The following is a 12,325-nucleotide window of genomic DNA, read 5'->3' as shown; positions in this document are numbered from 1 at the left end:
GCCCCGTACCGACGAACCCCACCCCGAAGCACCCCCCACCCCAGTAGCCGGCGACGCCCCAGGCCGTACCGCCGACGAGCGCCTCTACAACCAGGTCTGGGGGATCTTCGAGGACCTGTCCCGGACCGTGGCCGCCTACCGCAGCGCCATGGACTTCGCCCAGTCCCGCCTGGCCAAGGAACTGGACGCGGTCAACGCCGATCCCCGCAACCGTGTCGGGCCCGCCGCCGACGCCGCGCGGGCCGCCGCGCACGACAAGCACGCCCGCCTCGCGGCCCAGGCCCGCGAGGTGCTCGACCGGGACCTCGCCCAGCTCACCGCCGAGGCCGGGGTGGTCGAACCCGCGCTGCCGCCCGCCCTCGCGGACTGGAGCAGCCCCGTCTGGCACGGCTACCGGGTCCCGGGCGACTACCCGATCGCCGTACGCCTCGGTGACCTGCGCCTGCCGGAATGCCCGGACCTGCGCGTGCCCATGCTCGTACGGCTGCCGATGAACCGCGGTCTGTGGATCGACAGCGGAGCGCCCGCCATGTTCCGCGGCGAGGGCGCCGCTGAGGGGTTCGCGGACAGCTTCGGACCGGACGCTTTCGGATCGGACGCCTTCGGGCCGGACGGTTTCGGTACCGGCTCGGAAGGCGGCGAGCCGCTGGACGCCACCGAGGTGCGGCGCCGGGCGATGGACACCGCCGTCACGCTCGCCGCCCGCCTGCTGGCCGCCCACCCGGCCGGCGAACTCACCCTCCAGGTCATCGACCCGGCCGGCGCGGCGGCGCCCGCGCTGGCGCCGCTGGTGGAGACAGGCGCACTCCGTGAGGCCCCGGCCGCCGGGGCGCAGGGCGTGACCGCGGTGCTCGGCGAACTGACCCGGCGCGTGGACCTCGTACAGATGGCGGTGCGCAACCAGGCCGCCGAGTCGCTGCCGCCGGACCTGGACACGGCGGAGCAGCTGCTGATCGTCCACGACTTCCCGCACGGCTTCGACGACCGCGCCGTCAACCAGCTCCGCTACCTGGCGGACGAGGGCCCGTCGGTCGGCGTGCACCTGCTGATGGTCGCGGACCGGGCGGAGGCGCGGGAGTACGGGCCGGTGCTGGACCCGCTGTGGCGCTCCCTGCTGCGGATCACACCGGTCCCCGACGCCCACCTCGCCGACCCCTGGGTCGGGCACGCCTGGACGTACGAGCCGTCGCGCGTACCGGAGGGCAGTCAGATCCTGCGCCGGGTCCTGACCGACCTGGCCGAGGCCCGCCGGGCACGCGGCCACAGCCGTACAAGGGAAAGCTGAGGCCCCGGGGAGCACGCGGCCACAGCCGTGCGAGGGAGATTTAAGCTCCCGCAGAAACCCCCACCTAGGCCCCCACGGAAGGCCCCCGCACACCCCTGACCACCCCATTTACCCAACCCTTTACTTCACATTGCCTTTCCTTTACCCTTTGAGTGCGGAGGGGAGTATTCCTGCGCGACGTTCCCGTCATCACGGATCACACCACTGACGCGATCCCGGGACGTCGGCCCGGCTCGGGGAGCGCCAACGGCGTTCTCGGGTGGAAGAGACCTCCGGCAGCGACGACGCTGTGAGTGCCGTACGACTCTGCCGGAGGAGCAGTGGACGTTTCCCTGACCCTGTGGGTGCTGACCATCGTCGGTCTGTGCGCCCTGATCACCGCCGATTTCTTCATCGGCGGACGCAAACCGCACGAGGTCTCCCTGAAGGAGGCCGGGATCTGGACGGCCGTCTGGATCGCGCTCGCCACGCTCTTCGGGCTCGGCCTGCTGGTCTTCGGCGGCGGGCAGCCGGCCGGTGAGTTCTTCGCGGGCTTCATCACCGAGAAGTCGCTGAGCGTCGACAACCTCTTCGTCTTCGTCCTGATCATGGCGAAGTTCGCGGTGCCGACGATCTACCAGCAGCGGGTGCTGATGATCGGTGTGCTGATAGCGCTCGTGCTGCGCGCCGGGTTCATCGGTGCGGGCGCCGCGATCATCGCCAACTTCTCGTGGGTGTTCTACCTCTTCGGCGCGTTCCTGATCTGGACGGCCTGGAAGCTCATCCAGGAGGCGCGGGCGGAGGAGCAGGACGAGGAGTTCGAGGAGAACCGCTTCCTGAAGATGGTCGAGAAGCGGTTCCCGTCGACCGACCGCTATCACGGCACCAAGCTGTTCGTCGTCGAGAACGGCAGGCGCCTGATGACGCCGATGCTGATCGTGATGCTGGCGATCGGCACCACCGACGTGCTGTTCGCGCTGGACTCGATCCCGGCGATCTTCGGCCTCACCCAGGACCCGTACATCGTCTTCACCGCCAACGCCTTCGCCCTGATGGGCCTGCGGCAGCTGTACTTCCTCATCGGCGGGCTGCTGAAGAAGCTGGTGCACCTGTCCTACGGGCTGTCGGTCATCCTCGGGTTCATCGGTGTGAAGCTGGTGCTGCACGCCCTGCACGAGTCGGGTGTGAGCGTCCCCGAGATCAGCATCCCGGTCTCGCTCGGCGTGATCTGCGCCGTCCTCGTCGTCACGACGATCACGAGCCTGCGGGCCTCGAAGAAGCAGGCGCGGGCGGAGGCGGAGGCCGCCGCGGCGAAGGAAGATGCCAAAGACGCCATAGACGTCTGACCCGCGTTCCGGGGACGGGCGGCCGCCCGTCCCGGCGCGTTCGGGGAGGTCCCGCGAGTACACCGCGGGGCCTCCCGCGCCGTTGGGGGCATATGCGGTGGGCATCCGTACGGCATGCATACGGGACGCATCCCTCCGCGCCCCCCGAACCCGTACAGTGCGCGCATCATCGACCGCGCGCCCGAACGGCCCCTGAGGCACCCGGGGCCCCTCCGGCGCGCACCGTCCCGAGGGGGGACCCATGCGTCACCGCAAGGCAGCCGCCGCAGCCGCACTCGCGATAGCCACGACGGCCGGAGGACTCGGGGGGCTCGTCACGGCGGCACCGGCCTCCGCCGCCGGGTCCGTGCACCTGGCGAAGATCTACTACAACAGCCCAGGCAGCGACAACCGTTCCAACGCCAGCCTCAACGCCGAGTGGGTGCAGATCAAGAACTCCACCTCGCGCGCCGTCAGCCTCAAGGGCTGGAAGCTGACCGACGCCTCCCGGCACGTGTACACCTTCGGTACGTACACCCTGGGCGCGGGGAAGACCGTGACGGTGCACACCGGCAAGGGGCGCGACACCGCGGCCCACCGCTACCAGAACCGCCGCGCCTACGTGTGGGACAACACCAAGGACACCGCGACCCTCACGAAGGCGTCCGGCGCGCGCGTCGACAGCTGCGGCTACAACAACGCGCGCCGGTCCTACGTCACCTGCTGACGGACGGTCCGCCGGGCGGCCGGGGCGACCGGCCGCCCGTCAGGACCTCACCAGCCGCGTTCGCGCCACTCGGCGAGGTGCGGGCGCTCCGCGCCGAGCGTGGTGTCCGAGCCGTGGCCCGGGTAGATCCAGGTCTCGTCGGGCAGCCGGTCGAACAGCTTGGCCGTGACGTCGTCGAGGAGGCTGGTGAACTGCTCCGGGTCGTTCCAGGTGTTGCCGACGCCGCCGGGGAAGAGGCAGTCGCCGGTGAAGACGTGCGGGTGCCCGTGCGGGTCGTCGTAGATCAGCGCGATGCTGCCAGGCGTGTGGCCGACCAGGTGGCGGGCGGTCAGCCGGACCTCGCCGACGGCGATGGTGTCACCGTCCTCGACGGGCACGTCGGTCGGCACGGGGATGCCCTCGGCGTCGTACCGGCCCGCGTACGTACGGGCGCCCGTCGCGTCCACCACCTCGCGCAGCGCGCCCCAGTGGTCGCCGTGCCGATGGGTGGTCACCACGGCGGCGATGCCGCTGTCGCCGATCAGGTTGAGGAGGGTGCGCGGCTCGGCGGCGGCGTCGATCAGCAGCTGTTCGCCGGTCGCGCGGCAGCGCAGCAGATAGGCGTTGTTGTCCATCGGGCCCACCGCGACCTTGGAGATCATCAGGTCGGCCAACTCGTGCACGTCGGCCGGTCCGCCGACCTTCACTGCTCCCGTGTAGCTCATGCGCCCACCCTAAAGCGGAGGAAGGGCCGGAAGCGGGCCGCCCCGGGTGTCGAGTCCGGTGCCTTTGGCGCGGCCGGTGAGCCAGCCGACCAGTTCGGCGGGCGGCCCGGACACCACCACGTACGGGACGTCCCCGGTGTCCTCGGTGACCACGCCGGTGTGCTCCGTACGGCCGGTACGCCACCGCCGCCCGTCGGGGGCGCGCAGTTCCACGGCCGGTACGTCGACGTGACCGGCGAACTTCACACCCGTCATGAACGCCAGTTCCGCGTCGACGAAGGCGGTCGGCAACTGCTCGATGCCGTAGCCGACGCCGAGGTCGATACGGTGCAGCTCGACCTCGGCCAGACGGCGGAACGGCAGCCGGGCGGCGCGCTCGATGACGCCGTTGCGCATCTCCAGCTCGTACGGGAGGCGGGCGGGCGGCAGCGCCGCCACGGCCGCGTCGAAACGCTCGGCGCTGGAGCGCAGGTCGTCCAGGTGCACGGCGAGCGGCCGGTCGGCACCGGCGGCGATGTCGGCGTCCCGGGCCTCGGCACTGGCGTACATCGGGGTGCGGACGCCGGTACGCGCCCAGGTCAGCAGGTTGACCAGGGCGTCGGCGTTGCGGGCCACATGGGCGAGGAGGTGGCCGCGGGTCCAGTCGGGCAGCAGTGACGGTTCTCCGATCGCCGCGTCGTCCAACTTCCCGACGGAGACGAGCAGTCGGTCGGTCGCTTCACGGACGGCGGCGGCGTCCTGCGCGAAATCCGGTGTGGCGGGGGGCGCGTTGTCGGTCATGGTCCGAAGCTAGCGCCGCGGTGGCCTCCGTGGGAGTCGGTCCGCACGGATACAGGGGTACGCGGGCGGCGCGGGAAGCGCGGCACGGCCCCGGCCGGGCCCGTGGGAACGGACCGGCCGGGACCGCGGCCGTCAGGCGGCCGTTCCGTCGGGAGTGCCGTCGGGAGTGCCGTTGGGAGCGCCGAGCCACCGGCGCAACGCGTCCTCCAGAGCGGCCAGTTCGTCCGCCGTGCAGGTGGCGGCGAGAGTCGTACCGGTGGCGGCAAGAGCCGTACCGGTGGCGGCGGAAGCCGTACGGGTGGCGGTCGCCGTACCGGCCGTACGAGCCGGGGCTCCGCCCCCGTCAGCCCCCGATCCGTCCCCGTCAGTTCCCGCTCCGTGGGGCGACTCGCCCCGCAGTGCGTCCTCCTCCGTACCTGCACCCCACGCCACCACACCGTCCGGCCGCACCAGCAGCCCGGCCAGTTCCGGCCGGTCCGGGCAGCGGGCGGTCACCACGCGCAGCCGGCCCTCGTACCCGGCGGTGTACTCGGCGGCCCGGCCCGTCAGACCGGGGTCGTCGGTGAGGACGAGCAGCAGCGCCCGCCCGTCCTCCAGGTGCGCGCCGAGCCGGGTGCCGTCGGCGAAGGCCAGGTCGGGGGCGCTGCGGCCGGTCAGCGGGTGGTCGCCGGGCAGGTCGTAGCGGTGCCACACCCCGGAGATCTTCTTGGCGAAGTACGTGGTGCCAGTGACCGTGCCGGTCAGGTCGGTGATCACCTTGCGCAGCGCGCGGGAGTGCGGCGTCGGCCGCATCACCGCTATCTGGGCGCGCGTCCACTCCAGCACCCACGCGCCGACCGGGTGCCGCTCGGCGGTGTAGGTGTCCAGCAGCCCGTCGGGGGCGTGGCCGTGGATCGTCGCGGCCAGCTTCCAGCCGAGGTTCATCGCGTCCCCGATGCCCAGGTTGAGCCCCTGGCCGCCGAACGGCGGGTGGACGTGCGCCGCGTCGCCGGCCAGCAGGACGCGCCCGCGGCGGTACTCGGTGACCTGGCGGGTGTTGTCGGTGAAGCGGGTGGCCGTGTGCACCTTGGTGACCGTGACGTCGGTCCCCGACACCTTGCGCAGGCTCGCCTGGACCTCCTCCAGGGTGACGGGGGCGGAGCGGTCCGCGGGCGGGCCGTCGAACTCGACGGTGAGGATGCGGCCGGGCACCGGGCCGTGGCTGTAGATGCCGGTCTCCGTCTCGTTCCAGCCCATGCCGAGCTTCTCGGCGCCGGTCATCTCCACCAGCGCCTGGCGGCCGGTGATCTCCGGATCGGTGCCGGGGAAGGGGAATCCGGCGAGCCTGCGGACCGTACTGCGTCCGCCGTCGCAGCCCACCAGCCAGCCGGCCCGCAGTTCCTCCCCGCCTGCGTCACCGGCCTTTCCGGCCTTGCCGACGTGCACCGTCACGCCGTCCGAATCCGTGTCGAAGCCGGTCAGTTCCACGCCGCGGCGCACCTCGACGCCGAGTCCGGCGGCGCGCTCGGCGAGCAGCCGTTCCAATGCCTGCTGTGACACGAAGCCGATCTCGTCGGCCGGTCCGGCGTGGTGGAAGTCGGAGTCGGACGTGTCCAGCAATTCGGCGCGCAGCATGATTCCCGCGAAGTGCCCGGCGAACCTCGGCGCCGGGCGTACGGAGCTTGCCCCGGCGGCCTGCCGCTGCCGCACGAAGGAGTGGAACCGGCCGAACGCCTCCTTCTGCACGTCGGCGAGCGCGGGCAGCATGCCGCGGCGGTAGAAGGCTTCCGCGCTGGGCGTGTTGATGCCGCCCGCCTTGATCGTCTCGTCCACCTCGGTCAGGCGCTCCAGCGCGACGACCCGCACGCCGCGCAGGGCGAGTTCGCAGGCGAGCATCAGTCCGACGGGCCCGGCGCCCGCGATCACCACGTCCGTTCGGGGAGCGGTGCCCCCGGTGTTCTCGTTCATGCGGTTGATTGTAGTCACTAAAAATTTGTTTCGGCTAAAATTCTGGTCATGGCTGATCAGGCGGACAAGGCGGGGCGCGGCGGTGGCCGGGCGGGTGCGGACGGCGACGGGCTCTCGCTGCGCGAGCTGAAGAAGATCCGGACCCGGGAACGGATCTCCGGCGAGGCCACCCGACTCTTCGTCGCGCGCGGCTTCGAGCAGGTCACCGTCGCCGAGGTGGCCCGCGCCGCCGAGGTCTCGACGATGACCGTCTTCAACTACTTCCCCCGCAAGGAAGATCTCTTCCTCGACCGCATCCCCGAGGCGTTCGAGCTGGTCACGCGCGCCGTACGGGAACGGGGCGAGGGTGTCGCGCCGCTGGAGGCGCTGCACCGCCTCGCGCTCGACCTGCTGGAACAGGGGCACCCGCTCGCGGGCGTGGGGTTCTGGGACCGTCACTGGTGGCAGGTGCTGGTGGACTCGGCGGCGTTGCAGGCCCGCGGGCGCGAGGCCCTGGAGGAGTTCGAGGACACGCTCGCCGGGCTGTTCGCGGAGGCCGGGGGCGCCGGACCGGACGAGCACGGGCCGCGGCTGGCCGCCGCGCTGACCGTGGCGGCGTACCGCTCCGTGTACGCGACGGTCATCCGCCGGCAGATGGCCGGCGTCCCCGTCGAGGAGATCGCCGCGGAGCAGCGGGAGTTGTTGCAGCACACGTACGACGTGCTGTCGCGGGTGCTGTAGAGAGGGCGGTGCCCGTGGGGGGGGCGGGGGGCCGGGCGGTCCGGAAATCGAACAGCGGTTGCCGCGGCCGTGACTTCGGACACCTTCGTCCGGTGCCGGGTTCCGCCCCCGCGGGCCCGAGGGCGGCGGGAACCGGGGGTGCCGGAGCGGCGTGGGTGAAGGGGGGAGCGGCCTGTCGATGATCGACAGGAAGAGAGGCGGGCCGTTGCGTGTTGTCCAGAGGCGGCCACACGTTCGGGTGAAGCGCTGCGACGGACACCGTAATTCGAATGCGCGTGCTATAGGCTCGTGTGTGGCATCAATAAGACATCGCCGCGGCAGCCCCCATACCCTGGGGCGGGGGCTCGCCCAGCTTCCGCGCCCACCCGGCCCGGTGACCGGCAGCGACCGGCTCGCCCGACCGCCGCCGTCAGGGCCGTACGCAGCTGGGCCGCGGCCTCCCGCCCCTCTCCAGAAAGGTGCCGACCGGCGTGGCCGACCGTCTCATCGTCCGTGGCGCTCGCGAGCACAACCTGCGCAACGTCTCGCTCGACCTCCCCCGGGACTCCCTCATCGTCTTCACGGGGCTCTCCGGGTCGGGCAAGTCCTCGCTCGCCTTCGACACGATCTTCGCCGAGGGGCAGCGCCGCTATGTCGAGTCGCTCTCCTCGTACGCCCGGCAGTTCCTCGGGCAGATGGACAAGCCCGATGTGGACTTCATCGAGGGCCTGTCCCCCGCGGTCTCGATCGACCAGAAGTCGACCTCGCGCAACCCGCGCTCGACGGTCGGCACGATCACCGAGGTCTACGACTACCTCCGCCTGCTGTTCGCCCGTATCGGCAAGCCGCACTGCCCCGAGTGCGGCGACCCGATCGCCCGGCAGTCGCCGCAGGCCATCGTCGACAAGGTCCTGGAGCTGCCCGAGGGCAGCCGCTTCCAGGTGCTGGCCCCGCTCGCGCGCGAGCGCAAGGGCGAGTTCGTGGACCTCTTCTCCGACCTCCAGACCAAGGGCTACAGCCGCGCCCGCGTCGACGGCGCCACGATCCAGCTCTCCGACCCGCCCAAGCTCAAGAAGCAGGAGAAGCACACGATCGAGGTGGTCGTGGACCGCCTGACCGTCAAGGACAGCGCCAAGCGCCGGCTGACCGACTCCGTCGAGACCGCGCTCGGCCTGTCCGGCGGCATGGTCATCCTCGACTTCGTCGACCTCGACGAGGACGATCCGCAGCGCGAGCGGATGTATTCGGAGCACCTGTACTGCCCGCGCGACGACCTGTCGTTCGAGGAGCTGGAGCCCCGCTCCTTCTCCTTCAACTCGCCCTTCGGCGCCTGCCCCGACTGCACCGGCATCGGTACGCGCATGGAGGTCGACCCCGAGCTGATCATCCCGGACGAGGAGAAGTCCCTCGACGAGGGCGCCGTCCACCCCTGGTCGCACGGCCACACCAAGGAGTACTTCGGCCGCCTGGTCGGCGCCCTCGCCGACGCCCTCGGCTTCCGTACGGACATCCCCTGGGCCGGGCTGCCGCAGCGCGCCAAGAAGGCCATCCTCAACGGCCACCGCACCCAGATCGACGTCCGCTACCGCAACCGCTACGGCCGCGAGCGCTCGTACACCACCGCGTTCGAGGGCGCCGTGCCGTTCGTCAAGCGGCGCCACCAGGAGGCGGAGAGCGACAGCAGCCGCGAGCGCTTCGAGGGCTACATGCGCGAGGTGCCCTGCCCCACCTGTGAGGGCACGCGCCTGAAGCCGATCGTCCTCGCCGTCACGGTCAAGGGCCGCTCGATCGCCGAGGTCTCGGCCATGTCGATCAGCGACTGCGCCGACTTCCTGCGCGAGATGAAGCTCGACGCCCGCGAGAAGAAGATCGCCGAGCGGGTCCTCAAGGAGGTCAACGAGCGGCTGAAGTTCCTGGTCGACGTCGGCCTGGACTACCTCTCGCTGAACCGCGCCGCGGGCACCCTCTCCGGCGGCGAGGCCCAGCGCATCCGGCTCGCCACCCAGATCGGCTCCGGCCTGGTCGGCGTGCTCTACGTCCTGGACGAGCCGTCCATCGGCCTGCACCAGCGCGACAACCACCGCCTCATCGAGACGCTGGTGCGCCTGCGCGACATGGGCAACACGCTGATCGTCGTGGAGCACGACGAGGACACGATCAAGGTCGCCGACTGGATCGTGGACATCGGCCCGGGCGCCGGCGAGCACGGCGGCAAGGTCGTGCACAGCGGCCCGGTCAAGGAGCTGCTGGCCAACAAGGACTCGGTCACCGGGCAGTACCTGTCCGGCCGCAAGGCCATCGTGACGCCCGAGGTGCGGCGGCCCGCCGACCCGTCGCGGCAGCTGACGGTGCACGGCGCCAAGGAGAACAACCTCCGCGACATCACCGTCTCCTTCCCGCTCGGCGTGCTCACCGCGGTCACCGGCGTCTCCGGCTCCGGCAAGTCCACGCTGGTCAACGACATCCTGTACACCCACCTGGCCCGCGAGCTGAACGGCGCCAAGTCGGTGCCCGGCCGCCATGTGCGGGTATCCGGCGACGACCAGGTGGACAAGGTCGTCCACGTCGACCAGTCGCCCATCGGCCGTACGCCGCGCTCCAACCCCGCGACGTACACCGGCGTCTTCGACAACATCCGCAAGCTGTTCGCGGAGACGATGGAGGCCAAGGTCCGCGGCTATCTGCCGGGACGCTTCTCCTTCAACGTCAAGGGCGGCCGCTGCGAGAACTGCGCGGGCGACGGCACCATCAAGATCGAGATGAACTTCCTGCCGGACGTGTACGTGCCGTGCGAGGTCTGCCACGGCGCGCGCTACAACCGGGAGACCCTGGAGGTCCACTACAAGGGCAAGTCCATCGCCGAGGTCCTGGACATGCCGATCGAGGAGGCGCTGAGCTTCTTCGAGGCCGTACCGAGCATCGCCCGGCACCTGAAGACGCTCACCGAGGTCGGGCTGGGCTATGTCCGGCTCGGGCAGTCCGCGCCGACCCTCTCCGGCGGTGAGGCGCAGCGCGTCAAGCTCGCCTCCGAGCTGCAGAAGCGCTCCACCGGCCGCACGGTCTACGTCCTGGACGAGCCGACCACCGGTCTGCACTTCGACGACATCAGCAAGCTGATCAAGGTGCTGTCCGGTCTGGTCGACAAGGGCAACTCGGTCATCGTCATCGAGCACAACCTCGACGTGATCAAGACCGCCGACTGGATCGTGGACATGGGCCCCGAGGGCGGCAACGGCGGCGGCCTGGTCGTCGCCGAGGGCACCCCGGAGCAGGTCGCGGCGGTCCCGGCCAGCCACACCGGCAAGTTCCTGCGGGACATCCTGGGCGACCGGGTCAGCGACGCGGAGCCGGCCCTGGCCGGCGGGGCGAAGAAGCGCGCGGCGAAGAAGACCGTCGCCGCGACGAAGGCCCCGGCGAAGAAGACCGTCTCGGCGAAGACCGGCACCAAGACGGCCGCTTCGAAGACGACGGCGAAGAAGACGGCCGCCAAGCCCGCGGCCACCAAGAAGACGGCCACCAAGAAGGCGACGCGGGCCCGCCGGGCCTGACCGCCGCCGGACGGTCGACGGGCCGCCGCCCCACCCGTAAGGGCAGGGGCGGCGGCCCGTCGGCCGTCCGGCGGCGGGGAGTCCGCCCGGTCGCCATGGGGCGCGCAGTCCGCCCGCCGCCGAAGGTCCGGGGCCGGGACCGCCCGTATCACCGTCAGCGGCTGCGTAGCCCGCCGCCGTGTGTCCCCGGGCAGCGGGGACCGCCCCGTACCACCGTTACGGCTGCGCACCCCGTCGCGTAGACCCCGGGCAGCCGGAACCGCCCCGTACCACCGTCACGCCTGCGCACCCCGCCGCCCCGTGGCCCCGGCGGCCGGAACCGCCCGTACCACCATCACGCCTGCGGAACCCACCCCGTCACTCCGGCCCCACCAACTCCGTCGCATACGGCGGCTGTGCGCCGGGGCGGGAGCAGGTCACCGCCGCGGCGCGGGCCGCGAAGCCGAGGATGTCGCGCCAGGCGTCGGGGGAGAGGGCGGCGAGCGCATCAGGGGACAGCGCGCCGTGTGCGTCGAGGCGGTGCAGCAGCGCCGCGTTGACCGTGTCGCCCGCGCCGATGGTGTCCGCGACCTCGATCCGCTCGCCGGGCACCGTGATCTCCGTACCGCCCGGCGTCTGTACGGACAGCCCGTCGCCGCCGCGCGTGAGCACCGCCGCCGCCGGACCGGCCGCCAGCCAGTCCTTGACCGCGGCCGCGACGCCCTGGGGCCCGGCCAGCCACTCCGCGTCCTCCTCCGAGAGCTTCAGCAGCGTGACGTGCGGCAGCCAGGAGCGGAAGCGGGCCCGGTAGGCGTCCGCGTCCGCGATCAGCCCGGCGCGGATGTTGGGGTCCAGCGCCGTGAAGATCCCCTGCTCCGCCGAGCGGCGCATCAGCGACTCGTACGCGCTCGCGCCCGGCTCCAGCACCAGCGAGCAGGTGCCGAACGACACCGCCCGCGTCGCGGCGGGCAGTTCGGCCGGAAGGGTGAACAGGCGGTCGGCGGTGCCGTCGGCGTAGAAGCCGTAACCCGCCGAGCCGTCCGGGCTGATGTCCGCGACCGCCAGGGTGGTCGGCTCGGTGCCGCGCTGGACGAGCGAGACGTCCACGCCGTCGGCGCGCAGCCCGCGCAGCAGCTCCTCCCCGAAGGTGTCGGTGGACACCCGCGAGCAGAACGCGGCGGGCGAGCCGAGCCGCCCCAGGGCGAGGGCGGTGTTGTACGGGCCGCCGCCCCGGCGCGGCAGCAGCGCGGACAACGGCCCGTCCCCGGACGGCGGTTGCGAGCTGGGCACGAGGTCGATCAGGGCCTCGCCGGCGACGACGATCACGACAGTCCTGGCCTTTCTGGGGTGGG

General features: G+C 71.8%; 8 protein-coding genes and 1 pseudogene. 5 read left to right on the top strand and 4 right to left on the bottom strand.

Annotated features, from left to right (window positions below; all coding sequences use genetic code 11):
- From ADK86_RS12295 to ADK86_RS12285, 3 genes and pseudogenes are all read left to right on the top strand, one after another.
- A pseudogene (locus ADK86_RS12295) lies at window positions 1-1,285 on the top strand (phosphonate metabolism protein); the annotation flags it as partial.
- A gap of 320 nt (window positions 1,286-1,605) precedes the next feature.
- Complete coding sequence (locus ADK86_RS12290; protein WP_030603872.1) at window positions 1,606-2,610, top strand: TerC family protein; 1,005 nt, start codon at window positions 1,606-1,608, stop codon at window positions 2,608-2,610.
- A 241-nt stretch (window positions 2,611-2,851) separates the two neighbouring features.
- Entirely contained in the window at window positions 2,852-3,316 is a 465-nt protein-coding gene (locus tag ADK86_RS12285; protein WP_053696618.1) for a lamin tail domain-containing protein, read from the top strand.
- A 47-nt stretch (window positions 3,317-3,363) separates the two neighbouring features.
- Here ADK86_RS12285 and ADK86_RS12280 read toward each other — a convergent pair whose 3' ends face one another.
- The 3 genes from ADK86_RS12280 to ADK86_RS12270 all read right to left on the bottom strand — a co-directional run bounded on the left by ADK86_RS12280 (window position 3,364) and on the right by ADK86_RS12270 (window position 6,747).
- Window positions 3,364-4,020: an MBL fold metallo-hydrolase gene (locus ADK86_RS12280; protein ID WP_053696617.1), complete on the bottom strand. Its 657-nt coding sequence runs from the start codon at window positions 4,018-4,020 to the stop codon at window positions 3,364-3,366.
- Window positions 4,021-4,029: 9 nt separating this feature from the next.
- Window positions 4,030-4,800, bottom strand: a complete 771-nt coding sequence (locus ADK86_RS12275) for a maleylpyruvate isomerase family mycothiol-dependent enzyme (protein ID WP_053696616.1) — start codon at window positions 4,798-4,800, stop codon at window positions 4,030-4,032.
- 132 nt (window positions 4,801-4,932) lie between these two features.
- Entirely contained in the window at window positions 4,933-6,747 is a 1,815-nt protein-coding gene (locus ADK86_RS12270; protein ID WP_053696615.1) for an FAD-dependent oxidoreductase, read from the bottom strand.
- A gap of 48 nt (window positions 6,748-6,795) precedes the next feature.
- Here ADK86_RS12270 and ADK86_RS12265 point away from each other — a divergent pair, with 48 nt between their 5' ends.
- A complete protein-coding gene (locus ADK86_RS12265) occupies window positions 6,796-7,467 on the top strand; it encodes a TetR/AcrR family transcriptional regulator (RefSeq protein ID WP_053696614.1) in 672 nt (223 codons plus the stop codon).
- A gap of 470 nt (window positions 7,468-7,937) precedes the next feature.
- The gene (uvrA, locus tag ADK86_RS12260) at window positions 7,938-10,994 is read left to right on the top strand and encodes an excinuclease ABC subunit UvrA (RefSeq protein ID WP_053696613.1); all 3,057 of its coding nucleotides are present in this window, start codon (window positions 7,938-7,940) and stop codon (window positions 10,992-10,994) included.
- Between the two features lie 357 nt (window positions 10,995-11,351).
- Here uvrA and ADK86_RS12255 read toward each other — a convergent pair whose 3' ends face one another.
- A complete protein-coding gene (locus ADK86_RS12255) occupies window positions 11,352-12,299 on the bottom strand; it encodes a carbohydrate kinase family protein (RefSeq protein WP_053696612.1) in 948 nt (315 codons plus the stop codon).
- Between the last annotated feature and the right edge of the window lie 26 nt (window positions 12,300-12,325).

The sequence above is a fragment of the Streptomyces sp. NRRL F-5755 genome, from assembly GCF_001279365.1.
Lineage (GTDB): Bacteria > Actinomycetota > Actinomycetes > Streptomycetales > Streptomycetaceae > Streptomyces > Streptomyces rimosus.
The sequence above is the reverse complement of the archived record's forward strand: the minus strand, read 5'-3'. Positions and strand labels throughout refer to the sequence as shown.

Coding starts and splice junctions, on each gene's coding strand:
- ADK86_RS12285 (WP_053696618.1), top strand. CDS start 2,852: ATGCGTCACCGCAAGGCAGCCGCCGCAGCCGCACTCGCGATAGCCACG.
- ADK86_RS12270 (WP_053696615.1), bottom strand. CDS start 6,747: ATGAACGAGAACACCGGGGGCACCGCTCCCCGAACGGACGTGGTGATC.
- ADK86_RS12265 (WP_053696614.1), top strand. CDS start 6,796: ATGGCTGATCAGGCGGACAAGGCGGGGCGCGGCGGTGGCCGGGCGGGT.
- ADK86_RS12280 (WP_053696617.1), bottom strand. CDS start 4,020: ATGAGCTACACGGGAGCAGTGAAGGTCGGCGGACCGGCCGACGTGCAC.
- ADK86_RS12275 (WP_053696616.1), bottom strand. CDS start 4,800: ATGACCGACAACGCGCCCCCCGCCACACCGGATTTCGCGCAGGACGCC.